General features: G+C 60.0%; 23 protein-coding genes, 1 tRNA gene and 1 pseudogene. 6 read left to right on the top strand and 19 right to left on the bottom strand.

The genetic code is table 11. The annotated features are described in order from the left end of the window. The first annotated feature begins 84 nt into the window (after positions 1 to 84). Positions 85 to 1,206, top strand: coding sequence for a flavodoxin-dependent (E)-4-hydroxy-3-methylbut-2-enyl-diphosphate synthase (ispG, locus tag Q1A06_RS07240; RefSeq protein ID WP_299560841.1), 1,122 nt, complete (start codon positions 85 to 87; stop codon positions 1,204 to 1,206). Here ispG and Q1A06_RS07235 read toward each other — a convergent pair. Both Q1A06_RS07235 and Q1A06_RS07230 read right to left on the bottom strand, forming a co-directional pair. Continuing rightward, on the bottom strand, positions 1,203 to 2,399 hold the full coding sequence (locus tag Q1A06_RS07235; protein ID WP_299560838.1) for a UbiH/UbiF family hydroxylase: 1,197 nt from the start codon (positions 2,397 to 2,399) through the stop codon (positions 1,203 to 1,205). The genes ispG and Q1A06_RS07235 overlap by 4 nt on opposite strands. A 10-nt stretch (positions 2,400 to 2,409) precedes the next feature. Then, positions 2,410 to 3,060 carry a pyrimidine 5'-nucleotidase gene (locus tag Q1A06_RS07230; protein ID WP_299560835.1) on the bottom strand — a complete coding sequence of 217 codons (651 nt, stop codon included), beginning with the start codon at positions 3,058 to 3,060 and terminating at the stop codon, positions 2,410 to 2,412. Positions 3,061 to 3,221: 161 nt separating this feature from the next. On the opposite strand from Q1A06_RS07230, the gene Q1A06_RS07225 reads away from it, so the two are divergent. Then, positions 3,222 to 3,836 (top strand): GntR family transcriptional regulator, encoded by a 615-nt coding sequence (locus tag Q1A06_RS07225; RefSeq protein ID WP_299562022.1) that lies wholly within the window; start codon positions 3,222 to 3,224, stop codon positions 3,834 to 3,836. On the opposite strand, the gene Q1A06_RS07220 is transcribed toward Q1A06_RS07225, so the two are convergent. Then, positions 3,833 to 5,710, bottom strand: coding sequence for a glycosyltransferase family 2 protein (locus tag Q1A06_RS07220; RefSeq protein WP_299560832.1), 1,878 nt, complete (start codon positions 5,708 to 5,710; stop codon positions 3,833 to 3,835). The genes Q1A06_RS07225 and Q1A06_RS07220 overlap by 4 nt on opposite strands. Positions 5,711 to 5,832: 122 nt before the next feature. Further along, a complete protein-coding gene (gene carA, locus Q1A06_RS07215; protein WP_299560829.1) occupies positions 5,833 to 6,990 on the bottom strand; it encodes a glutamine-hydrolyzing carbamoyl-phosphate synthase small subunit in 1,158 nt (385 codons plus the stop codon). 203 nt (positions 6,991 to 7,193) lie between these two features. On the opposite strand from carA, the gene Q1A06_RS07210 reads away from it, so the two are divergent. Then, entirely contained in the window at positions 7,194 to 7,655 is a 462-nt protein-coding gene (locus Q1A06_RS07210) for a GatB/YqeY domain-containing protein (RefSeq protein ID WP_299560826.1), read from the top strand. An 8-nt stretch (positions 7,656 to 7,663) separates the two neighbouring features. On the opposite strand, the gene Q1A06_RS07205 is transcribed toward Q1A06_RS07210, so the two are convergent. Both Q1A06_RS07205 and ctaD read right to left on the bottom strand, forming a co-directional pair. Beyond that, a complete protein-coding gene (locus tag Q1A06_RS07205; protein ID WP_299560824.1) occupies positions 7,664 to 8,146 on the bottom strand; it encodes a DUF2244 domain-containing protein in 483 nt (160 codons plus the stop codon). Positions 8,147 to 8,470: 324 nt separating this feature from the next. Next, positions 8,471 to 10,144, bottom strand: a complete 1,674-nt coding sequence (gene ctaD, locus Q1A06_RS07200; protein WP_299560821.1) for a cytochrome c oxidase subunit I — start codon at positions 10,142 to 10,144, stop codon at positions 8,471 to 8,473. A gap of 300 nt (positions 10,145 to 10,444) precedes the next feature. Here ctaD and Q1A06_RS07195 point away from each other — a divergent pair, with 300 nt between their 5' ends. After that, a complete protein-coding gene (locus Q1A06_RS07195) occupies positions 10,445 to 11,725 on the top strand; it encodes a PAS domain-containing sensor histidine kinase (protein ID WP_299560818.1) in 1,281 nt (426 codons plus the stop codon). Continuing rightward, positions 11,712 to 12,140 (top strand): response regulator, encoded by a 429-nt coding sequence (locus Q1A06_RS07190; protein ID WP_299560815.1) that lies wholly within the window; start codon positions 11,712 to 11,714, stop codon positions 12,138 to 12,140. The genes Q1A06_RS07195 and Q1A06_RS07190 overlap by 14 nt, the downstream gene beginning before the upstream one ends. Positions 12,141 to 12,168: 28 nt before the next feature. Here Q1A06_RS07190 and lipB read toward each other — a convergent pair whose 3' ends face one another. Both lipB and Q1A06_RS07180 read right to left on the bottom strand, forming a co-directional pair. Continuing rightward, entirely contained in the window at positions 12,169 to 12,834 is a 666-nt protein-coding gene (lipB, locus tag Q1A06_RS07185; protein WP_299560812.1) for a lipoyl(octanoyl) transferase LipB, read from the bottom strand. A gap of 42 nt (positions 12,835 to 12,876) precedes the next feature. Then, entirely contained in the window at positions 12,877 to 13,554 is a 678-nt protein-coding gene (locus Q1A06_RS07180; protein WP_299562019.1) for a DsbA family oxidoreductase, read from the bottom strand. 259 nt (positions 13,555 to 13,813) lie between these two features. Between Q1A06_RS07180 and Q1A06_RS07175 the strand changes: the two genes are divergently transcribed. Then, positions 13,814 to 13,899: transfer RNA gene (locus Q1A06_RS07175), tRNA-Leu, on the top strand. Between the two features lie 16 nt (positions 13,900 to 13,915). Here the strand turns inward: Q1A06_RS07175 and Q1A06_RS07170 are convergent. The 11 genes and pseudogenes from Q1A06_RS07170 to fnrL all read right to left on the bottom strand — a co-directional run. Continuing rightward, a pseudogene (locus tag Q1A06_RS07170) lies at positions 13,916 to 14,061 on the bottom strand (IS3 family transposase); the annotation flags it as partial. Positions 14,062 to 14,582: 521 nt separating this feature from the next. Beyond that, the gene (locus Q1A06_RS07165) at positions 14,583 to 14,777 is read right to left on the bottom strand and encodes a hypothetical protein (protein WP_299560809.1); all 195 of its coding nucleotides are present in this window, start codon (positions 14,775 to 14,777) and stop codon (positions 14,583 to 14,585) included. Positions 14,778 to 15,078: 301 nt separating this feature from the next. After that, positions 15,079 to 15,228 carry a cbb3-type cytochrome oxidase assembly protein CcoS gene (gene ccoS, locus Q1A06_RS07160; RefSeq protein WP_299560806.1) on the bottom strand — a complete coding sequence of 50 codons (150 nt, stop codon included), beginning with the start codon at positions 15,226 to 15,228 and terminating at the stop codon, positions 15,079 to 15,081. Further along, positions 15,225 to 17,342: a heavy metal translocating P-type ATPase gene (locus Q1A06_RS07155; RefSeq protein WP_299560803.1), complete on the bottom strand. Its 2,118-nt coding sequence runs from the start codon at positions 17,340 to 17,342 to the stop codon at positions 15,225 to 15,227. Before Q1A06_RS07155 ends, ccoS begins: the two co-directional genes overlap by 4 nt. After that, complete coding sequence (locus Q1A06_RS07150) at positions 17,339 to 17,794, bottom strand: FixH family protein (RefSeq protein WP_299560800.1); 456 nt, start codon at positions 17,792 to 17,794, stop codon at positions 17,339 to 17,341. Before Q1A06_RS07150 ends, Q1A06_RS07155 begins: the two co-directional genes overlap by 4 nt. After that, positions 17,791 to 19,335, bottom strand: coding sequence for a cytochrome c oxidase accessory protein CcoG (ccoG, locus tag Q1A06_RS07145; RefSeq protein ID WP_299560797.1), 1,545 nt, complete (start codon positions 19,333 to 19,335; stop codon positions 17,791 to 17,793). Before ccoG ends, Q1A06_RS07150 begins: the two co-directional genes overlap by 4 nt. 156 nt (positions 19,336 to 19,491) lie before the next feature. After that, complete coding sequence (ccoP, locus tag Q1A06_RS07140) at positions 19,492 to 20,355, bottom strand: cytochrome-c oxidase, cbb3-type subunit III (protein ID WP_299560794.1); 864 nt, start codon at positions 20,353 to 20,355, stop codon at positions 19,492 to 19,494. Continuing rightward, positions 20,348 to 20,593, bottom strand: a complete 246-nt coding sequence (locus tag Q1A06_RS07135; RefSeq protein WP_299560791.1) for a cbb3-type cytochrome c oxidase subunit 3 — start codon at positions 20,591 to 20,593, stop codon at positions 20,348 to 20,350. The genes ccoP and Q1A06_RS07135 overlap by 8 nt, the downstream gene beginning before the upstream one ends. A gap of 9 nt (positions 20,594 to 20,602) precedes the next feature. Further along, on the bottom strand, positions 20,603 to 21,427 hold the full coding sequence (gene ccoO / locus Q1A06_RS07130) for a cytochrome-c oxidase, cbb3-type subunit II (protein WP_299560788.1): 825 nt from the start codon (positions 21,425 to 21,427) through the stop codon (positions 20,603 to 20,605). Between the two features lie 10 nt (positions 21,428 to 21,437). Next, the gene (gene ccoN / locus Q1A06_RS07125) at positions 21,438 to 23,063 is read right to left on the bottom strand and encodes a cytochrome-c oxidase, cbb3-type subunit I (RefSeq protein WP_299560785.1); all 1,626 of its coding nucleotides are present in this window, start codon (positions 23,061 to 23,063) and stop codon (positions 21,438 to 21,440) included. A gap of 121 nt (positions 23,064 to 23,184) precedes the next feature. Then, a complete protein-coding gene (gene fnrL / locus Q1A06_RS07120) occupies positions 23,185 to 23,916 on the bottom strand; it encodes a transcriptional regulator FnrL (protein ID WP_299560782.1) in 732 nt (243 codons plus the stop codon). Between the last annotated feature and the right edge of the window lie 18 nt (positions 23,917 to 23,934).

Below are 23,934 nucleotides of genomic sequence, written 5' to 3'. Positions count from 1 at the left end.
TTTGCCGGCAGTTCCAGCTTTCCATTGCAGGGTGGTGGGCCGTTGACTAGGTAGGGTCGAACCTACCAGTACAACGAGGGTCACATGTCGCTCAATCATATCCGTCCGTGGCGCAATATCGACCGGCGCAAGTCCCGCCAGATCATGGTGGGCAATGTGCCTGTGGGGGGCGATGCGCCGATCACCGTGCAAACGATGACGAACACCCTTACCACGGATGCGAAGGCAACCATCGCACAGATACAGGCCGCCGCCGAGGCGGGTGCGGACATCGTGCGGGTGTCGGTACCGGACGAAGCAAGTTCGCGCGCGCTCAAGGAGATCGTCCGCGAAAGCCCTGTCCCCTTGGTGGCGGACATCCATTTCCACTACAAACGCGGCATCGAAGCAGCCGAGGCGGGCGCCGCCTGTCTGCGGATCAATCCCGGCAACATCGGCGATGAGAAGCGCGTGAAAGAGGTGATCCGCGCCGCGCGCGACCACAACTGTTCTATCCGTATCGGGGTCAACGCCGGATCATTGGAACGCGATCTGCTTGAGAAATACGGCGAACCATGTCCCGACGCGATGGTCGAGAGTGGATTGAACCACATCAAGATCTTGCAGGACAATGATTTTCACGAGTTCAAGATCAGCTGCAAGGCGTCCGACGTGTTCATGGCCGCCGCAGCCTATCAGCAGTTGTCGGAACAGACGGATGCGCCGATCCACCTCGGCATCACCGAGGCGGGCGGGCTGACCAGCGGCACGATCAAATCCGCAATCGGTCTGGGCAATCTGTTGTGGATGGGCATCGGCGACACGATCCGGGTGTCACTGTCTGCCGATCCGGTCGAAGAGGTCAAGGTCGGTTATGAGATCCTGAAATCGCTCGGCCTGCGTCATCGCGGCGTGAACATCATCTCCTGTCCGTCCTGCGCGCGGCAGGGTTTCGACGTGATCAAAACCGTCGAGACACTTGAAAAGCGGCTTGAACATATCAAGACACCGATGAGCCTGTCGATCATCGGTTGTGTCGTTAACGGACCCGGAGAGGCGCTGATGACCGACGTTGGGTTCACCGGGGGCGGCGCGGGGTCCGGGATGGTCTATCTTGCGGGCGCTCAGAGCCACAAACTGAACAATGATCAGATGGTTGATCATATCGTCGAACAAGTGGAAAAACGCGCGGCGATCCTCGATGCAGAGGCAGCAGCGGAAAGCTAGCGCGCGCCCAAACCCATCTGCATCAGCATCTTGCGCAGGGGCGGTGCGGCATAGAGCGCGCTAAGCCCCGCAGCACGGACGTCACGCGCGAAACCGCTGTTGGCCTGGCTGACCCGGTTCAGAATATCAATGCCATTCACCCGCAAGGTAATATCGCCATAGCGCGCCTTGTGATAGGCATCCAGCATCTGCTGATCCCCCAATCCGTTGCGCCGTGCCTCCGCAAGGTCCAGCAGCGTCGCGATATCGTTGAGCGACATATTAAGACCCTGCGCACCGATCGGCGGTATGACATGCGCGGCTTCCGCAATCAGCGCAACCCGCTCCGCGCTCAGACGGTCCGCATGTTGTGTGATGATGGGCCAGATTTGCCGCTTGCTGGCCAGGGTGAGGTGACCGAAGTGATGGCATGATCGCTCGGAGGCCTCCGCCTCGAATGCGGCAATGTCCAAGTCCATACGCTCTTGGGCGCGGGGACCATCGTCCATCCATACCACAGCAGAGCACGGCAGCCCGTCGCGGTCGGGCAGGGGGACTAGCGTGAAGGGGCCGCCGGAGCGGTGCACTTCGGTCGATACATTCTCGTGCGGGATCGGATGCGTCACGGCAAAGACCACCGCCTTCTGGCCATATCGCCGGGTGTGCACTCCGATGCCTGCGGCCTGCCGCATGGGCGATGCACGCCCGTCGGCGGCGATGACCAGCTTTGCGGTGATGCGACTGCCGTCGCTCAGCGAAACCTTGGCGCTGTCGGTGCGGGTGAACAGCCGGGTCGTAGCCACGCCGGGGCGAAAATCAACCGTGTCGAGAGCTTTGAGGCGCGCGGTCAGTTCGCGGGCCAGCAGCCAATTGGGGAAATTCCAGCCGAATGGCTGTTCGGAAATCTCGGTCGCATCGAATTCCCGGACGACGTGGGGTGTGGCGTCTTCGCGTCCCGCGTCGATGATGCGCATGATTTTCAAAGGCGCGGCATGGGGGGCCAATCTCTCCCACAGTCCGCCGCGTTCGAGAACGGCGCGGGCGGGTTGCAACATCGCCGTCGAGCGAAGGTCGGCGCCGTCGGAATCGGCGTCCGTCTTCATCGCGGCAGGGTCAACGCATACCACCTCAAATCCTGCGCTGCCGAACGCGGCTGCGGCAGTGAGCCCGGCAATTCCGCCGCCCGAAATCAAAATGTCGCAGCTATCGGTCATAAAGGTCCCCTCATATGCGTGTCAGACGCTCCAGAAAGGAAGATAGATCGTCGGTGTGATATTGCACATGCGGCGCGTCCGCACGTTCGGGCGCGACATGGACAGTCCGCATACCAAGGGCGTGTGGCACCGCCAGATTGCGCGGATCGTCCTCGAACATCGCGGCCCTTTGCGGGGTCAGACCGTCGCGCGTGAACACCGTATGAAACGCGGCGTGGTCGGGCTTGGGCAAAAATCCCGCATGCTCGACACCGTAGATCGCGTCGAACAGCCCGGATAATCCCCGCGCTTGTATGACGCGCTCGGCGTAGGGGGCGGTGCCGTTGGTATAGATGATGCGCCGCCCCGGCAGGGACGCAATGCGGGCGGCAAGATCGGGGTCGGGGATCAGACTGTCCATCGGTATGTCATGGACATCGACCAGATAGGGCTCGGGGTCCACATCGTGTTCGCGCATCAGTCCGGCCAGCGTCGTGCCATGGGTCTGCCAGTACAGATGGCGCAGTCGGTCCGCCTCGTCATGGTCGACACCCAACGTCTCCATGACCCAGGCCGTCATCCGCACCTCGATCAGCGCGAACAACCGCGCGGACGGAGGATAAAGCGTGTGATCGAGGTCAAAGACCCAATCCGTCACATGGGAAAAGGCGTCATGGGGCATGGCGTTTGTGTTAGGGGCAAGATGGGTCCGGCACAAGGGGGCGACGAAGCCTTTGCAAGGCGCGTGCGCGCCGGTTAGGATATTGGTACCCTTCAGGAAAGAGAATTGCCTTGCCCCCTGCCACCACTCCCGCGCGTCCGGGGCCGACCGATGCCTATTCAATGATTCTCGATGCGATCGACACAGGGATCTATCGCCCCGGTGACAGGCTGGTGGAAAGTGAGCTGGCCGAGCGGTTGGGGGTTTCGCGCACACCGATCCGCGAGGCGTTGCAACGGCTTGAGACACAATCCCTGCTGGTTCGCGACGGCCGCAGTCTGATCGTCGCGTCACTCGATCATAGCCAGGTGGCGGAATTGTACGTCGTGCGCGGCGAATTGGAGGGGCTGGCCGCCCGCCTTGCAGCACGCAACGCGACCGAAGAGGAGGTTCGGCTGCTGCGCGATATGGTCAATGCGGATAATGCGCTGGTCGGGCATCCGCAGGCGCTGGCGCGGGCCAACCGCCGCTTTCACAAGCAGATCCATCTTGCTTCGCACAACCGCTTTCTGGTCCAGCAGCTTGATCTGGTCCATCGGTCCATGGCGTTGATGGCGACGACATCGCTGGCTGTTGTCGGGCGCGGAGAGATTGCCCAACAGGAGCACGACAGGATCGTATCGGCGATCGAGGCGCGCGATGGCGACGCGGCAGACGCCGCCTTGCGTGCGCATATCTCGGTCGCTTTCGCCACGCGCCTGAAGCAGGAGGCGGCCCGGCGCGAGGCCGAGGCCTAGTCGGCATCAGGCGCGATGCCGTGTTCGGTCTTGTCCCAGTAGAACGGCTCTGCCACCAGCTCCTTCAAGGCTTTGTAGGCAGACATCGCCGCCATGGGGAAATACAACGGCAGTGTAAAGACGTAGCCCATCAAATGGCGATGGGACCGGTGGGATACTGCGATGGCCGATATTGACAGGTTGATCACCTCTGAGGCCAGAAATGCGACGGCCATGGCCTGCAGGACCGGCATGCCGAGGACCAGACCGACGGGGTGTGGGTAGCCTGCGAACGCGATCCAGAATGACCACAACAACGGCGCACAGGCGAATTGAACGAAAGTCGCCAGCAGCAACGTCTGGACACCAAGAAACCGTATGAACCCAAGATCGCGCATCAGCGCGCCGGGAGAGCGCATATGCACCATCCAGGTGATCAGAAACCCCTTGAGCCACCGCGACCGCTGTTTGACCCAAGGCCAGGCGCGACAGTTCGCTTCTTCGAATGTCACCGTTGGAATGAGTTCGGTCACATAGCCGTGCCGCGCGAGCCGAATGCCCAGATCCGCATCCTCCGTCACGTTGTGCGCGTCCCAGCCGGACAGCTTTTCCAGAATGCTGCGGCGAAAGAACAGGGTGGTCCCGCCAAGCGGGATCACAAGACCAAGTCGTGCGACCCCGGGCAGAATGACGCGCCACCATGTTGCGTACTCAATGGTGAAGCAGCGCGAAATCCAGTTTGTCCGGGCGTTGTAATAGTCCAGAACCCCCTGCAAACATGCGACATTCGCGGGTGCGTCGTTGAATCGAGTAACTACCTTTTCGATCTGGTCGGGCTCCGGTGCATCCTCTGCATCCCAGACGCCTATGATTGATCCGCGACAGAAATCCAGCGCGTAATTGAGCGCGCGCGGTTTGGTTTTGAGACCGTTTGCCCCCGGCACTTCGATCACGTTGATCCACGGCGGCATCTCGGTCCGTGCGATCGTATCGCGCGTTACCTCGTCATCCGCTTCAAGAACAAGAACGACCTCCAGAAGTGATTTCGGGTAGGTCAGCCTCGACAGGCGCTGGATGAGCTTGCCGGCTATTTCCTGCTCTTTGAGCAGGGGCACCAGAACAGAGACCTGTGGCAGCGGGAACGCGTCAGCCTGTGTTCTCGCGGTCGACAGGTGTGACTGGCGCGGCGCACAGACCTGAGCGATGCACGCAGCAAGTTTTAGCGCCGTGCTCATGATCAGGGTGATAAACGTCAGCATCATCGCGACCGTGAGTGACCACAGGGGCACGAGCAGCAGGAGAAGCACGCACGTCAGAATAAGCATCCCCGCAACGGAATTGCGCCACCGTGCCGTTCCCTTCATCCCGCGGCAGCTTTCTACGGCAGGAACCCGCGCTGCTGCTTTCTGCGCCAGCTCCGCACCGTAGAGGGCACTGATTTGGCGACGAATTTGCTGCTCATCAACGAGAACCGGCAGCATCCGTCTTCCCATCGGCCCCAAGCAGATGCGCAATTGGTCGAACTGCTCCGGCCGGTTCGTCGCGACAAGCAGAGTATCGCCCATCGTGCTCCACGGAACGACATTGTATTTGAGGCAAAGCGGCGAAGGAAGTCGCCCACCTAACCTGGGGTCTGCCGGATCCGCGTCCATATCTGCGATGGGTACATTGTGCTGGTGCGAGAGCATCCGCAGCACGTCGTCCTGGCTTGCCAATCCTTCCGAGACCAGAATGGCCCCCAACGGCGCGTCGATGTGGCGCTGCAAATTCAGCGAATGGACAAGATCGTTCTGGGAAATCACACCTTCGTTGACCAGTATCCGGCCCAATGCCAGAGGCGGATCGCGCGGCGGTGCGACCTCCGCATCCGACAAGCGCAGGAACAGATCACTCATCGGGTAGGCACCTGAAATTGCTTCACGAGCAACAGGTGTCACAGAAAGTGCTTAACAGCGGGTTAACGCGGCAACGAGGGTAAGTCTTTGAAACAGAACCGTGTTACAATCGCCGAGCGGGGTCAGCCGCGCGCCGCCATTGCCTCGGCGAACCGCTCGAACAAATAGTAACTGTCTTGCGGACCGGGGCTTGCTTCGGGGTGATGCTGTACGGAATAGACCGGCCTCCCGTCCATGCGGATACCGCAGTTGGATCCATCGAACAATGATCGGTGAGTTTCCACGACACCGGCGGGCAATGATTGTCCGTCGACCGCAAATCCATGATTCATAGAGGTAATTTCGACCTTACCCGTGTCCATATCCTTTACCGGATGGTTCGCGCCGTGATGGCCGTGGCTCATCTTGACGGTCTGTCCGCCAAGCGCTAGCGCAAGCATCTGATGTCCCAGGCAAATGCCGAAGACAGGCAGTTCGGTCTTGTCCAGGATATCGCGGATCATCGGCACTGCGTAGCTGCCGGTTGCCGCCGGATCGCCCGGTCCGTTCGACAGGAAGACCCCGTCGGGACTGTGCGCCAACACGTCATCGAAAGTCGCCGAGGCAGGCAGAACCGTCACGTCGCAACCCGCCGAAGCGAGGCAGCGCAGGATATTGCGTTTGGCACCGTAGTCGATGGCGACGACCTTGTGCCTTGGGGCGGTCTGAGGAGCGTAGCCGTCCGGCCATGCCCACCGCATCTCGTTCCAGCGGTAAGACTGTGTACAGGTTACGTTTTTGGCCAGATCGACCCCTTCCAGACCGGCAAATGCCCGTGCGGTGGCTACAAGTTCTTCGACGTCGAAAATCCCGTCGGGATTATGGGCGAGGGCGGCGTGTGGCGCGCCTTGCTGGCGGATCGCACGGGTCAGGCGGCGCGTATCAATGCCTCCGATCGCGATGCGTCCGCGCGACGCCAGCCAATCGGACAGGGGCTGCGCTGCCCGCCAGTTGCTCGGCTCGGTCGGCATCCATTTGACGACCATGCCCGCCGCGACCGGTTCTGCCGTTTCGTCATCTTCGGGATTGGTACCGGTGTTTCCGATGTGCGGGAAAGTAAACGTCACGATCTGTCCGGCGTAGGACGGATCGGTCATAATCTCCTGATAGCCGGTCATCGCTGTGTTAAAGCACAACTCGGCCACCGTCAGTCCGGTGGCACCGAAGCCCGCACCGTAAAACAGGGACCCGTCGGCGAGCGCAAGGCAGGCAGTGGGGCGGGAGGAATCAGCAGAGGCCATGGCAGGTGTCCTTTGAGGAAGAGGGCGCGACAAGCGTCGGCAACCTATCGGCAGCCGGACGCGCGGTCAAGGAGACCTATAAATTGAAAGACAAGCAAATTCAATGTGTTACGTTCAGGGTCTGAGGATTGCAAGTACCGAGTCTATTGGATAGTGTCCCGGCTTCTAACTGATGTGAAGTTCACCAGATCCAAAGGCGTTTTATGCTACTGCGTACCCGTATCAACGAAGCACTGAAACAGGCAATGAAAGACAAGGCGACGACGCGGTTGTCGACGTTGCGTTTGGTCAACGCCGCGATCAAGGACAAGGACATTGCCGCACGCGCAGAAGGCAATGAGGACGGGGTGGGGGATGCCGAAGTGCTTGCCATTCTTGGAAAGATGGCCAAACAGCGCGTCGAATCCGCGCGTGCCTATGAAGAGGGCGGTCGGCTTGATCTTGCGGAGTCGGAGCGTTCGGAAATTGTCGTGATCGAGGAGTTCCTGCCGCGCCAGTTGAGCGATGAGGAAGCGCGCGAAGCCGTCGATGCGGTTGTGCGCGAAGTCGGTGCAACCTCGATTCGCGATATGGGCAAAGCGATGGCCGTGCTGAAGGCGAACTATACCGGGCAGATGGATTTTAGCCGCGTGGGACCGATGCTGAAAGATCGTCTGTCCAGCTAGAACTTGATCTATCGCAGGAGCGCGCGGCGCAGGTCGTCATAGAGTGCGATGCGCTCTTCCTCGCTCAGGAACGATCCGATCTCGACCTCACGGCCCTTGCCCCGCAGCGTTACGTAATGCGGGACCGGCCCTTCGTTTTCGTATTTCGTCACCTGTGTCCAATAGCGGTCACAGTCCCATTTCTGCACCTCCCCCTTCGGATCGGTACGTGTCAAATAGGCAGTGGTGTCCGCGAGAACCAGCTCTTCTTCGATCAGCCGCGCCTTGTGGTTGCGTTGCAGCGCCCAGTAGACGCCCCAGACAGCGGCGAGCGTGAAGGGAAGCATGCCCCACAGGATCGGGGATCCCAGCAGCGGCAGCACCGGTATCGAAATCAAAGTGAACGTGGACAGAACAAACGCCGCCATGCCCCGCGCGGGCAACGATTGATGCGGCCACAGGCGCATTGTTTGCGGGGTTGTGTGCGGAGGTGATGTCCATTCATACGGCATACAACGTTTCTAGCGCTCCGCCCGATGGAATCAATGCGACAATATGTGAGATCGGCTCCATTGTGGGTCAAACGGGTCGCTGGACGTGCGACGCGGAACGCACCCCTCAAAACCGGTGCGAGAACCAACGCAGCGATATCGAACCTGGCCGAGCCGTCTGTGATTTTGCCGAATGGTCCAGATCTACCGAGCAAGCTTGCCGTCCGCGCCAAGATGCAGGTCTTTAAAAACACGCAACATACCGCAAATGAACGATGCAGCGCAGACTGAAAAGGGGCTCCAACCGCCGTTGGAGCCCCTCAGATTTCGGTGCCTCAGCCAGATTTAGTGGCTGTGGACCTTGTCCCAGTCTTCACGCTTCGGCAACTGCTCGAAGGTGTGCTCCGGTGGCGGGCTGGGCAGTGTCCACTCCAGCGTGTCCGCGTATTCGTTCCAAGGGTTGTTCTCGGTGACGCGCTTACCGCGTGTCAGCGTATAGGCTATGATTCCGAAGAAGAACACGAACGAAGCGAAGGACAGGAAGGCGCCCCAGCTGGACCACAGGTTCCAGTACGCGAAGGCATCGGGATAATCGATGTAGCGACGCGGCATGCCCTGACGGCCCAGGAAGTGTTGCGGGAAGAAGGTCAGGTTCGCACCGATGAACATCATCCAGAAATGCAGCTTACCGGCCCATTCAGGATACATCCGGCCCGTCATCTTGGGCAGGTAGAAATAGATCCCCGCAAAGATGGTGAACACGGCACCGAGGCTCATCACATAGTGGAAGTGTGCCACGACGTAATAGGTATCGTGATAGTAACGGTCCACGGCAGCCTGGCTGAGAACGATGCCTGTCACGCCACCGACGGTGAACAGGAACAGGAAGCCGAAGGCCCAGAGCATCGGTGTCTTGAATTCGACCGAACCGCCCCACATGGTTGCGATCCACGAGAAGACTTTGACGCCGGTCGGAACGGCAATCACCATTGTGGCCAGCATGAAGTAGGCTTGTTGGTTAAGGCTCATCCCGACGGTGTACATGTGGTGCGCCCAGACGACGAAACCCAGAACACCGATCGCGATTAACGCCCAGACCATCGGCAGGTAGCCAAAGATCGGCTTGCGCGAGAAGGTGGCAATGATGTGGGAAATGATGCCGAAGCCGGGCAGAATGATGATGTACACTTCGGGGTGACCGAAGAACCACAGGATGTGCTGGTACAGGACTGGATCACCGCCGCCTGCCGGATCAAAGAACGCGAAACCGAAGTTGCGATCCATCAGCAGCATCGTGATTGCCCCGGCCAGAACCGGCAACGACAGAAGGATCAGCCAGCTTGTGACGAAGATCGACCATGAGAACAGTGGCACCTTGAACAGTGTCATGCCGGGCGCGCGCATGTTCAGGAACGTCGTAATCATGTTGATCGCGCCAAGGATGGACGACGCGCCGGATACGTGGACCGCGAAGATCGCGAAGTCCATCGACATGCCGCCTTCTTTCACCGACAGCGGCGGATACAGAACCCAACCGACGCCAGAACCCGCCTGACCGTTGCCGCCCGGAAGCAGGACGGAGCATACAGCCAGCGACGTACCGGCGACATACAGCCAGAAAGACAGGTTGTTCATGCGTGGGAACGCCATGTCGGGCGCGCCGATCTGCAACGGCATGAAGTAGTTGCCGAAGCCACCGAACAGCGCCGGAATCACGACGAAGAACATCATGAGGATGCCGTGCCCGGTGATCAGAACGTTCCAGAGGTGTCCGTTCGGCGTACAGGTCGCCGAGGAATCGGCGATGAAACGCGCGCCTTCCATACACATGTACTGAACGCCGGGATGCATGAGCTCCAGACGCATGTAGATGGTGAAAGCCACAGATATGAAACCGACGAAAGCGGAAACGATCAGGTAGAGAATCCCGATGTCTTTGTGGTTGGTGGACATGAACCAGCGCGTGAAAAACCCGCGTTCGTCTTCATGGTCGTGCCCGTGAATGGCTGCGTCTGCCATGCGGTGCCTCCTAAAACTATACATTAAACGCACCGCGCCTGTTGGCAAAACGCAGTAGCGCACTTCGCAACCTTGTAAAACCATGCGTCAGGCAGGGCAATGGGCGCGATGGTCGCAGGGGCAGTTATTTTCAAGATGCCGCATCTGCCGTATCGCCCCCGACGGCGGCGTTCTGCTTGCCGATGACATGAATGACAATTTTTACGGACCTTACCGAAGCTCTGCCCCCATCGGTTAAGAATATTGAAAGGCAGTTTGGGAAAAATAGGCAGGTAATTCTGGAATGATAAGGTTGATCCCGTGACACTGCCCGATCCCCTCCACATCGCCGGGCCGGCCCGAGCGGAGGCAGATGCGCAGCCGCCGCACGCGCTGCGCGCGCCGACGATCGAGCAGGTGATCGGCCTGATGCCGGGGTTTGTCTATGTGTTCGATCACGAGACGGGAGAGAACGTGTATACGAACCGCTCGGTAGGGGTCCATCTGGGGTACAGCTCGGAAGAAATTCGCGCGATGGGCAGCGCGATGATGATGCATGTGATCCATCCGGACGACGCACCGCTGATCGAAACGCATCTGGCGCAGATCGCGGATCTGGCGGACGGTCGGCAGTGTACTGTGGATTACCGTGTCCTGACGAAAACGAATAAAGTTATCTGGTTGCGATCCGTCGACGCAGTGTTCGACCGTGCCGCAAACGGCCGCGTGCTCAGGCATATCGGCTGCGCAAGCGACATGACGGTCAAGAAGGAAGCGGTGTTGCGACTTGCGGAGCTGAATGCGGACTTGGAGGCGCAAGTCGCACAGCGGACGCAGGCGTTTGCAGATTTGAACACGGAACTTGAGATGCGCATCAGGGAACGCACGGTAGAACTGGAAAATGCGCTGAGTGAACTGGAAGACATCACCTACACCGCGACCCACGATCTCAAAGTGCCGGTCAACAATCTTTGCCGGCTGGGTCACATGCTCGAACAATCCACCGATACCATGACCCAGGAGCAGGCCGAGGAGGTTGCCTGGATCAGTACCTGCGCGCAGCAGTTGAACGACAAGATCGCAGCGCTTGTCCGGATCTCGCAGATCAGGCTCGCGGACGAGCCGAAGTTTCTCCCGTCCGACCTGTCGGTAGTGGCACGCAAAACGTTGCACACGCTCAGGCCTGCTTTGGTGCAAAGCGGTGCAAAGGTGGAGGTCGATATTCCGAACGACAGTTGGGTGTCTTACTGTCCTGTGGAGATTGACAGTGTGCTGGAAGCGGTGGTCGACAATGCGGTTCGCTATGCCGATCCCGCGCGTCCTGCGCGCATTGTGTTAAAATTCAGCGAGGAGCCTGACGGTCCGACATTAAGTGTCGCGGATAATGGCACGGGGCTTTCCCTTCCGGCCGATCTACCCAAGGTTTTCGGGCTGTTCCAGCGGGCGCACAAGGCACCCCACGGCGATGGAATGGCGCTGCACTGTGCCCAACGCCGGATCAAGAGGGCCGGCGGCCAGATCACGGTGTCGTCCACGAAAGGGCAGGGCGCCGAATTCAAAATTGTTTTTCGAAAAGAGGAGGCCCCCGATGGAGCCGCTTGACCGTATTCTGCTCGTCGACGACGACGCTGTGACAAACATGATGCACACCCGCGTGATCAAAAGTTCCGGCCGCGCGCGTACGATCGAGGTTGCAACCGATGGGCAGGAGGCGCTCGAAATCATCGAACGCGATCTAGCCGCCGGAGTGGCTTTGCCCGAACTCATCTTTCTCGATATCAACATGCCCCGCATGGGCGGTTTCGAATTCCTGGAGCGCTATGGCGCGCTTGATATCGCGACGAACGGGCAGCTGATTATTGTCATGCTGTCTACATCTCTGCTGCTGGCGGACCACGCGCGCGCGGATGCAGATCCCAACGTGCACAGCTTTTGCGAAAAACCGATGCGGATAGAGCGGTTGATGGAACTGATAGATGAGTATCAGCGGCTCCGCCGGGACCGGGACGCAGCGTGATCCTGTGTGCCGTGATCGTCCGGCGCTCTCAAACCGGTTGGGGACTCTCCGCGAAAACCTCAGTGAAGGTTTCGCGCAGCGCCAGATCGAGATCGCCCATCGTTACAGGCAGACCAAGATCCACAAGACTGGTCACTCCGTGTGCGGAGATCCCGCAGGGGACGATACCGCTGAAATGGTCCAGATCCGGCTCGACATTAATGGCGATGCCGTGAAAGCTGATCCATTTGCGCAGCCTGATACCGATCGCCGCGATCTTGTCTTCCGCGGTCTGGTTGGAAATCGTTCGGGCCTTTTCGGGCCGCTCTACCCAAACGCCCACCCGACCATCGCGGAGGCCGGCCGCGACGTTAAACCGGTCGAGTGCGGCGATGATCCATGCTTCGAGGTTCTGAACGAACAGCCGAACGTCGCGCCCGCGCGCGCCGACATCGAGCATGACATAGACGACCCGTTGGCCCGGTCCGTGATAGGTGTACTGTCCGCCCCGCCGCGTCGGATAGACCGGAAACCAGTCGGGATCCTTCAGATCCGCCTCGCGTGCGGAGGTGCCCGCAGTATAGAGGGGCGGATGTTCGACCAGCCAGATACATTCGTGCGCCACACCGGACAGTATCGCATCTACCCGCGCTTCCATCCAAGCCTCGGCGCTACGAAAGTCGGTCAGCCCCGGCGACACGATCCATTCAATCATTGCAGTGACCCGAAGATCGAAGACACTGCGTGAAGCCGGACATCATGCGCTTTGCTCGGCACGCTGATCTGTGACGACTTTTTGCAGCATTTGCGCATAATTCTGTGCGCCCTGTGCGCCGGTCAGCAGATATTTCCCGTCAAAAACCATTGCCGGTACGCCGGAGATACCTCGTGATGTCCAGTATTCCTGGCGCGCGCGGGTATCGGCAGCATGGCTGCGACTTTCCAGCACCTCCTGTGCCAAATCCCTATCCAGTCCTACGGAATCTGCCACATCCACAAGCACCTCCTGGCGCGAAACATCCCGACCGTCGCTGAAATGGGCTGCGAAAAGCGCGAGCTCCAGTGGATGCTGCTTGTCGTACTTCTGCGCCCAGTCCAGAAGCTGGTGCGCCTGAAACGTATTGAAGATGCGGCTGTCATCGCCAAGCTTGAAGTCTATGCCCAGATCCTCGCCGATCTTGCGCAACTGGGCTCGGTTTTCTGCGCTTTGTTCGGCTGTAGCACCGTATTTTTCGACAATATGCTCGCGCAGGTTCTGTCCTTCCGAAGGCATCGTGGGGTTCAGTTCGAACGGATGCCACCGGATGAATGCGCCAATGCCGGTTGCCTTCAACGCCTGTTCAAGTTGCCGGAATCCGATAATGCACCATGGGCACATGATATCGGAAACAATATCGATTTGCACCGATGGGGCAGAAGATCCTTTGTCGCTCATGGTAGTTCCTCTCGCATGTGATGGTGTTAGAATCAGGTCCCGGTGATTGTTTTTCAACAGCGGATAGCAAAAAACAATATTGATGGCGTTGCGCGGCACCACCGCCGCGTCTGATTTGCTTCAGCCCATGACAGCTTGATCTCTGAAATACGCAAAGGATCCAACGCCCCGCGATACCTGCGATCATTCGGTATTGCTGCAAATTGCCTCTTGAGGTCCCAAGAAGCACGCGCTATTGCGTCAACACCATCCATGGCGTGCGGTCGTGGCGGAATGGTAGACGCGCAGCGTTGAGGTCGCTGTGGGGTAACACCCGTGAGAGTTCGAGTCTCTCCGACCGCACCATCTCACACTCTTTTGCAGATAACCCGCCTAACACCTTGATGTTTATGACGATTCTTGGTGTTACATACATACCTTGAGGCGTGAATGGCAGCGGATCATCAAATCGGATCGCTGCCGGCGGCTGGCAGGACGGCTGCGAAGGGCTCGCAAGCCGCGCGCACTGGCATCCTTGACCCGGCCCATGCGATCGACTGAAAACGTAGATCAGTGTCATTCCCTCTCGCGCATTTTCAACACACTACCGGTAAGTGGCTACACCTGAACTATACAGCTTTGGCGGACGAAGTTTACGTTGGCAGTATCGACTGCAAATGAATCGCTGGATCATCTGCCAAACGTCTCTATTTCAAGATTTCCCGCTTCTCCCTGAGCCGGTTCTCGCGCCGAGGCGGGTCATTCTCAAGTGACGCTCAGATGGACTTGCGATACCACACCCCGTGTCTCGCTGTTCTGCGACCGGTGTGTTCAGTGTCGCGGGTCACCAGCGACTTGCTTGCGCGCCTCTCGTCGGAACTGCGTACCGATTGCCGGGCAGTGGTCAGCCTGGTGATCTATGCAATTTGCACCGCACTTTGCCAAAATTCGTCCGACCGCTTCAGTCCCATAATTCATACCCTTTGGTGCAGTAAATTCTGTCAAAGAGGCGACATCAAACCGCACCGGGTCCACAACAAGACGATGATCTAACGCATCTCGATCTCGAACGGGAAAGGCCATCCGTGACGGGGCTTTGGCCATCCAGCTTCGTGTGCCTCGCGCACGCGGCGTCGAAAGGCCCGGCCGTCCCCGCCGAGTTCTTCGACAAGATGATATGCGGCGTAGAGCAAATAGGACTGCGCGAGGTAATCGCCATACGCCGCATCGTGATACATGCGCATAAGAAACATCCAATGCCATTCATCATCTTCCCGCAAATCCGGCCACGTCTCCTATCTGTCCTTGGCGGGATCGATGACTGGTTCGTCCCGCCGATCGTACCATTGCTTCTATCACTAGATCTGATCGGTCGCCCGTACAGATGGCAAGCGAACATAGCCGAAGGCGCGATCGGGTTTGACCGCCAGACAACAAATATAGCGCGGTTGCCTGCCTGATGCAGGGTGATGCGGATATTTGATCGGGACCGGCAAAAGCAGGGGGCGGCTGGTCGTTAGGGACGTTGCGTGCGCTTTGGGTTCATCAATCCTGTTGATCGTCGTCCAACAGGATGCGTGCAGCGTTTCCCTGATCATCGTCGTATTGATCCGACCGCACGGTCCACAGGAACGCGACCAGACCGATAGCCCCCAAAATCAGCGATACGGGAATAAGGATCACAAGGACATTCATTTTATCAGCCTCATTCGTTGCGAGTTCACCAGGACGGTAAGCGATGATACCGACATGGCCAGCGCGGCGGCAAGCGGCGTCGCGTATCCGGCCAAAGCAATCGGCACCGCGATCAGGTTATACACTGCCGCGATTGTGAAATTCTGCTGGGACAGGGTGCGGGTGGCGCGTGCCACGCGCAGAACCAGCGGCAAGTCGGCAAAGCTTTCCTTAAGCACGACGACATCCGCCGCGCTTCTGGATGCCTCCAGCGCGGTCGCGGGCGCGAGTGCGGCGTGTGCCGCGGCGAGTGCGGCGGTATCGTTAAGTCCATCACCGATCATCAGCACGCGTTCGCCGGACGCGGCCAGTGTTTCCAGGCGGTGCAGTTTGTCTTCGGGTCGCGCCTCTGCCGTGACGGGAATACCCAGTTGATCCGCCAGCCGCGCGGCGGGGGCAGGGGCATCTCCTGTCAGCACTTCGCAAGGCAGGTCCAGCGCATCAATCGCCTCCCGTGCGCCCTCGCGCAGTGTTTCGGGCGTTTCGATCTGTATCGGAGCGTTGCTGCCGATCCGCACACCGAGTCCGGTGAAATCAGCGTCAAGCCAGGGGCCGCGGCCAAGGCGTGCGGTCTGGTCATGCCATGTGCCTTCGATCCCCTGTCCCGCAACTTCGCGGATCTGCGTCACCTGCGCGGGCGTGGTGGAGCTCAGCGCGGCCGTCAGAGCGCGTGAAAGGGGGTGATGTGATACCTGCGCAAGCGATTTCGCAACCGCTTTTTCGGCGTCCGTCATCGTGTCGGGCACTCGAATGGCGGGCCGGGTCAGGGTCCCGGTCTTGTCAAAGACAATATGGGTGACTTCGGCCAACCGTTCCAGTGCGGTGCCGTGTTTCACCAAGAAGCCTTCCGAGAAGAGGCGACTGATGGCCGCCGTAGATACAGCAGGCACCGCAAGCCCCAAGGCACAGGGGCAGGTGATGATCAGAACCGCGATCGCAATATTGAGGGCGTGCCGTATGTCGCCGGTGGCGACCGCCCAACCCGCAAAGGCGACGAGCGCAAGAAGGTGTACCGCAGGCGCGTAGATTCGCGCCGCCCTGTCGGCCAAAGCGGTATAGCTGTTGCGGGCGTTCTCCGCCGTTTCCACCAAGGCGGTCATGCGCCGCAGCGAAGTATCCTGCCCCACGGCGCTGGCGCGCAGATGCATCGGCGCCGCGATGTTGATCTCTCCGGCCTGTACGCTGTCACCGGCCTTGAGGTGCACGGCAGCACTTTCACCGGTCAGCAACGATCGGTCCATCAACGCTTCGCTCGACAAAAGCGTGCCGTCCGCGGGAACACGGGCACCTGTGGGCACGACGACTGTATCGCCTACCGCCAGATCGGAAACGGCGACAGTCTGCGTCCGCGTGCCCACCAAACGCTCGGCCGTGTGCACCTCGAGCGCGGTAAGTTCACGGGCGGCGGAACGTGCGGCGCTGCGGGTGCGGTGATCCATGTACCGACCAATCAGCAGGAAGAACGTCAATGACAATGCGGCGTCGAAATAGGCGTGCGCGCCGCTTTGCAATGTCTCGTAAAGCGACATGCCCGCCGCCAGAATGATCGCCAGGGAGATTGGAACATCCATGTTCAACCGGTTTACCCGAAGCGCCGACCACGCGTTGGTAAAGAAGGGCTGCGCCGAATAGGCGACCACGGGAAGGGCGATGAGTGCCGAGATCAGATGAAACATGTCGCGGGTCGCATCCGTCGCCCCCGACCAGACCGCGACAGACAGGAGCATCACGTTCATCATGGCGAAACCCGCCACGGCCAATCGTGTCAGAAGGGCGCGGCCCTGATCGTCGCGCGTCCGGCTCAATGCGGCGGCGTCCAGTGGATAGGCCTCGAAGCCGAGGTTTTCGAGCGCGGAAAGGACCCGCTCGGGCGCAACTGTGCCCGTGACCGCCAACCTCTTGAGCGATAGATTGACCCGCACCGACTGTACGCCGATCACGCCGGCGAGTTCCCGTTCGATCTTTCCGATGCAGGCCGCGCAGTGAATCGTCGGAAGCGAAAACTGTGCGGCATCCGCGCCCGAAGGTTCGGACGAAGGGGCAACGGCGACGCAGGCGGGGCAGGCGGCTGTCATGGCCGCGTACTCACGATCACGCGCTGCTGGAACAGGGTGCCATCGGGCGCGCGCGCGCGCAAGCGCAGGTTCCAGTTGCCCGAACCGCCTTCGACTTCGGCACGCAATGCACCGTCGACGAACCGAAACTCGGGCGTCTGGTCCTGCTGGACATTGGTGGCGCGGCCAAACGTGGCCTCTTCGATGATCGGTGCGATGGGGGCACCATCCTGAACGATCCGCAGAGCCAGATCATTTCCCTCCAGCGAGGCGGACACATCCCACCCCAGCGCGACCTGCGCGTCGCGTTCGTCGTCGAAAGTCTGGCTTGCGACGTAGGAGTTCTTCACCTCCAGGCCGGGAAACGTCTTCACGGCGTTGACCGCGAGAATCACGTTTACGGATATGATCACGCCAAATGCCAGTCCGAACACGGCAAGCACATGCCATCCTGTGATTTCGGTTTTCATCATCTTCTCCCGTTGAATGTGGTGTCACGGCTGGCGCGCGCACCGGTTTCCAGATCTTCGACCCAGATCCGCAGAGGCGTCTCGCGCTCGGTTGCCGCAGGATCCTGCGGGCGGGCGGTAACATAGACCCGTTGCAGGATGGTGGTGTCGGCAGGCACCGTCACAGCCAGATCGTCATCGTTGCCCTCAAGGTCGATGCGCAGGGTCGCGTCGCTTGTCAGGCTGATGTGGAACAGGCGATCGTCGCCGGACTTGTTGCGCAGGCGCACGTCGTAGATATTGCGCACGGCACCATCCGATTGCACGACATATGTCGGGTTGCGTTCGGGGCTCACGGTCAGCTCGATATCGCTGCGGATGAACAGGGCATAGACAAGACCAAGCCCCAGCAGCCCCCACATTGCGGTATAAAGGATCGTGCGCGGACGCAGGATGTGTCGCCAGATCGATTTCGGCGCCCCGCCGGCGCGCTCCGCCGCTTCGTCAGACAGCGCCATATAATCAATCAGACCGCGCGGCTTGCCGATCTTGGCCATCACGTCGTCGCAGGCGTCGATGCACAGCGCGCAGGTGATGCACTCCATCTGCTGGCCGTCGCGAATGTCGATGCCCATCGGACAGACGTTGACGCAGGCCATGCAGTCGATGCAGTCGCCGTGTTCGTGTTCCGCTGCGGCCAGTTTGGGCGCACCGCCCACCTGTAGCGCTTTGTTGGGGTAGGGGGTCGCGGCATAGCGCGCTTGACCCGGTCCCGCGGCCTGCGCCTGAGCGGCGGCCTTTTCGGCGGCGGCGCGGTCACGTTTGCGGACGTTTCCCTTGCCGCGCGGTTCTCCACGCCATTCGCGGTAGGCGACGGTGATCGTATCGGGGTCCATCATCGCGGCCTGGATTCGGGGCCAGGGACACATGTAGATACAGATCTGTTCGCGCATGAAGCCGCCGAAAACAAAGGTGGTCGCGGTGAGAATGGCGATGGTGATATAGGCCGCCGGATGTGCCTGGAACAGGAACAGATCGACGAGCAGCGTTGGCGCGTCGGTGAAGTAGAACACCCATGCACCGCCCGTTGCCACCGCGATCAAAAGCCAGACCACCCATTTGGTGATCCGCAGCCGCCATTTCTTGAAATCCCATTTCGCGCGGTGCAGGCGCACCCGCGCGTTGCGGTCCCCCTCGATCCAGCGTTCGACGAGGATGAACAGATCGGTCCACACCGTTTGCGGACAGGTATAGCCGCACCAGACCCGCCCCAGCGCAGAGGTAAAAAGGAACAGGCCCAGCCCTGCCATGATCAGCAGACCCGCGACGAAATAGAATTCATGTGGCCAAATCTCGATCCAGAAGAAGTAGAAACGCCGGTTCGCCATGTCCACCAATACGGCCTGATCGGGCAGGTTAGGACCACGGTCCCAGCGCAACCAGGGCGTCAGATAATAGATGGTAAGCGTGACGCCGAGTATCCACCATTTGAGCCGCCGGAACACGCCGGTTACACGGCGTGGAAAGATCGGCTCGCGGGCAGCGTAAAGAGCGGGTTCTGACATGTGGAGAAATTCCTAAGCGCTGTCGTCGGTTTTCAGTTGCACACTGGCTAGTTGGTCGGGGCTGCCGGTACTTTGATCTGGGTCAAGAACGCGTGGCGGCGGCCTGCCCGAAGGCACGCCGCCGCCTGTATCCATGGCCAAGGCCACCGCCCGCGGCTATTCGCCGCCGCCCAGTCCGTGCACGTAGAGCGCCACGGCCCGGACGTCTTCATCTGCAAGACGCTGGCCCATCGCCGGCATCACGCCGAACCGTGCGTTATGGACCGTCTCATGCAGCGCGTCGCGGTCGCCTCCGTATAGCCAGACGGCATCGGCGATGTTAGGTGCGCCCACGTCGCGGTCGCCGAGGCCCTCATCCCCGTGGCACGCGGCACAGTTGTCCGCAAACAGGACGCTTCCTTCCTCTGCCAGCGCGCTGTCGTAGTCGTCGGACGACAGGCTGACGACATGCTCGACCACTGCATCGATTTCCGCACTGGTGAAGATCTCGCCGTAGGCGGGCATTTCGGACCACCGCGTGTCGCCGTCGGTCTCGTTCCGGATACCGTGGTTGACGGTGTAGGAGATGCTTTCCACGTCGCCGCCCCAAAGCCAGTCGTCATCGAGCAGGTTCGGATAGCCCGTGGCACCCGCCGCGCCCGAGCCGTGGCATTGGCTGCACTGGGCGGCGAAAACCGAACCACCGCGTGCCACCGCATAGCGGTGCAGATCATCCGTGGGCGAGATTGCGGCCAGATCGGCATTGAGCAGATCGGTGACAAGTTGTGCGTTCTTCGCCTCGTGTTCGGTGATCTGTTCGGCCACCTGAGCACGGGTGGAAAAGCCCAGAAGCCCGGTTGTGGCGCCCGAAATCATCGGCCAGGCGGGATAGGCGATCGTATAACCGATGGCCCAGACGATTGTGGCGTAGAGCGTCCAGAGCCACCAGCGCGGCAGCGGGTTGTTCAGCTCTTCGATGCCGTCCCAGCTGTGGCCGGTCGTCTCGACCCCGGTTTCCTCGTCGATGCGGCCCTTATTCATCGCTCAACCCTTCCTTTTTCTGTGCGGCGTTCTTGCCTTTGCAAGCGTCGCAGGTCCCCGCGCAACTGCTTTTCTTGGCGTCGGTTTCGTAGTCTTTGAACGGGATCATGCTGGCTTCTTTGCGGGCGTTGCTCTGGCTGGGCATAAAGGCCCAGAAGGCGACGGCCAGAAAGAATAGGAACATGGCGAGCAGGCCCCAGCTGTCGGCGATCTCGCGCAGGAGTGAATAGGTGTCCATCACGCGCTCCTATCGGCTGGCATCGGGGGTGAAGGTCGAAAAGTCGACCATTGTGCCCATAACCTGAAGATAGGCGATCAGCGCGTCCATCTCGGTCAGTTCCGGCCGGCTGTCGAAATTCGACACGACCGCGCCGGGATAGCGTTCGAGCAGGCCATCGTAGTCGCCATCGGGGTCGGCCTGCACGTTGAAGTCGGCATAGGCCGCCTCGATCTGCGCGTCGGAATAGGGCACGCCGACGAAACGGTGCGTCGACAACAGGTCCTCGACATGTTCGCCGTCGATGCGGGTGTCAGACAGGAAGGCGTATTTCGGCATGATGCTTTCGGGCACCACCGATTGCGGATCGCGCAGGTGATCGACGTGCCACGCGTCGGAATACCGCCCGCCGACACGCGCCAGATCGGGGCCGGTCCGTTTCGATCCCCATTGGAACGGGTGATCGTACATCGATTCCGCCGCGAGCGAGTAGTGGCCGTATCGCTCGACTTCGTCGCGCATGGGTCGGATCATCTGGCTGTGACAGACATAGCAGCCCTCGCGCACATAGATATCGCGCCCAGTCAGCTCCAGTGGGGAGTAGGGGCGCACGCCCTCCACTTTCTCGATGGTGTTTTCCAGCCAGAACAGCGGCGCGATTTCTACGATCCCGCCGACGGCAACCACCACCAGCGAGACGGTGAGCAACAGCATCGGGCTTTTCTCCAGAACCGCGTGGCGGTTCAGGAATCCGGTCTGATGCGGCAGCTCGTTGGGGATTTCCTCCGGAAAATCGGACAGGGTCGAAACCTTTGGATCCTGCTCGGCCGGAGTGATTTTTTCGTTATCAGCCATTACTCTTTCCTTATTCCGCAGGAGTCGCCACAGGCGCCGCAGCTTGTGTTTCAGGCAATGCCGCTGTCGCGGGTTTGCCGGCACGGATGGTCATCCACATGTTCCAGCACATGATGATCGCCCCCGACAGGAACATCACACCACCCAGACCGCGCACCACATACATCGGGAACTTGGCGCTGACGGTGTCGGCGAACGAGTTCACGAGGAAGCCCTGATCATCCACTTCACGCCACATCAGGCCTTCCATGATACCTGTCACCCACATCGACGAGGCGTACAGAACGATGCCAAGCGTCGCGAGCCAGAAGTGCCAGTTGATCGCGGCCATGGAATGCATCTGCTTGCGACCCCAAAGTTTGGGTGTAAGGAAATAGAGGCAAGCGAAGGTGATCATGCCGTTCCATCCCAGCGCGCCGGAGTGGACATGTCCGATGGTCCAGTCGGTGTAGTGCGACAGCGAGTTCACCGCGCGGATCGACATCATCGGCCCCTCGAAAGTGGACATGCCGTAGAAACCAAGCGACAGCACGAACATCCGCAGGATCGGGTCGGTGCGCAGCTTGTCCCAAGCGCCTTGCAACGTCATCAGGCCGTTGATCATGCCGCCCCACGAGGGCATCCACAAAACGATCGAGAACACCATGCCAAGCGTCGCGGCCCAGTCGGGCAGGGCGGTATAGTGCAGGTGGTGCGGACCCGCCCAGATGTACAGGAAGATCAGTGCCCAGAAGTGGATGATCGACAACTTGTAGCTGTAGATCGGGCGACCCGCTTGCTTGGGCACGAAATAGTACATCATGCCAAGGAAACCCGCCGTCAGGAAAAAGCCCACCGCGTTGTGACCGTACCACCACTGGGTCATCGCATCCTGTACGCCGGAGAACACCTGCACGGACTTGGAACCCCAGATGCTGACCGGAATGGACAGGTTGTTGACCACATGCAGCATCGCCACCGTGATGATGAACGCGAGGTAGAACCAGTTGGCCACATAGATGTGCTTTTCACGCCGGTGGATGATGGTGCCCATGAACACCGCCAAATAAGCGAGCCAAATCACCGTCAGCCAGATGTCGACGTACCATTCGGGCTCTGCGTATTCCTTGGACTGTGTCGCACCCAGCAAATAGCCCGTCGCGGCCAGAACGATGAAAAGCTGGTAGCCCCAGAATACGAACCAGGCGGTGTTGCCCCCCCAGAGCTTCACCCCGCTGGTGCGCTGCACCACGTAGAACGATGTCGCGATCAGGGCGTTGCCGCCGAATGCGAAAATCACAGCGCTGGTGTGCAGCGGGCGCAGACGGCCAAAGTTCGTGAACGGCTGTCCCCAGTCGAAATTCAGCTCGGGGAAGGCCAGCTGAAAGGCGATGAATGTCCCCACCAGAAAACCAGCAAGCCCCCAGAAAGCCGTAGCAATCACGCCTGCGCGGATCACTCCGTCGACGTATATGCCCTGATCGGGCGTCGCGACCACCGGCTCGTCGGTATTGCGCAGCACCCAGATGAACATGGCGCCTGCGATGAGCATGATGAGCACCGCATGCACCTGGTAGGCCAGATCGTGCGCCCAACTGCTCGCGATCGCGGCAAGCAGGGTGACGAGCCCTAGTATTATGAGTTTGACGTAGTCCATGAATAAAGCCCTCGAATTCCGAATTACCGCAAATGTCGCGGCAGTCCCCGGGGGTCTTCTATTCATCCTCCGTTCGACCCCTCTTTGATCTGGATCAAGCTAGAGGCAAAAGAGTGAAACTTTACGGAACGATACCGCCATCCGCATCATCACCGGTCTCGTCGTGTAGCGCGGCCAGATCGGTGACTGTAAAACTGCGGCGGTCGGTGAAATCGATGATGCCGTCCTTCTTCAGCGCGCTGAACTGGCGGCTGACGGTTTCCAGCGTGAGACCGAGGTAGTTGGCGATCTGGTCGCGGGTCATCGGCAGGGCCAACCTGGACGGATCAGCCGTACCGTCCGGGTTGGATCGTCGTGCCAGCATTTCGATGAATGTGGCGATTTTCTCGCGCGCGGTCTTGCGGCCCAACAGCAGCATCCAGTCGCGTGCCGCGTCCAATTCGTCCAATGCTAGCTCCATCAAACGCTGGGCCACATTCGGGGTTTCCTCGACCAGCCGCTCGAACGGGCGGCGTTCAAAACAGCACAGGGTCACCTCCGACGTGGCCGTCACGTCGAATTCGATCTGGCGCCGACCGGGCCGCCCGATAAAATCCGACGGCAGCAAAAGGCCGACCATCTGAGTGCGTCCGTCTTCGAGCGTTTTCGACAGGGCGGCAACGCCGCTGACGACCGATGCCACGAATTCCAACGGCTCGCCGCGCCACAGGATCGTGTCACCCGCCGCGTAGCTGCGATAGGTCTTCATCGCATCCAGGCGCGACAGCTCGTGTTCATCACACCGTGAGCAGACCGCGCGATGGCGGATCGGACAATTCTGGCAACCCACGGGGGCAAGGGCGGTATTTGGCATACGTTGATCTGGGTCAAA

The organism is uncultured Sulfitobacter sp. (assembly GCF_947497275.1).
GTDB lineage: Bacteria > Pseudomonadota > Alphaproteobacteria > Rhodobacterales > Rhodobacteraceae > Sulfitobacter.
The sequence above is the reverse complement of the archived record's forward strand: the minus strand, read 5'-3'. Positions and strand labels throughout refer to the sequence as shown.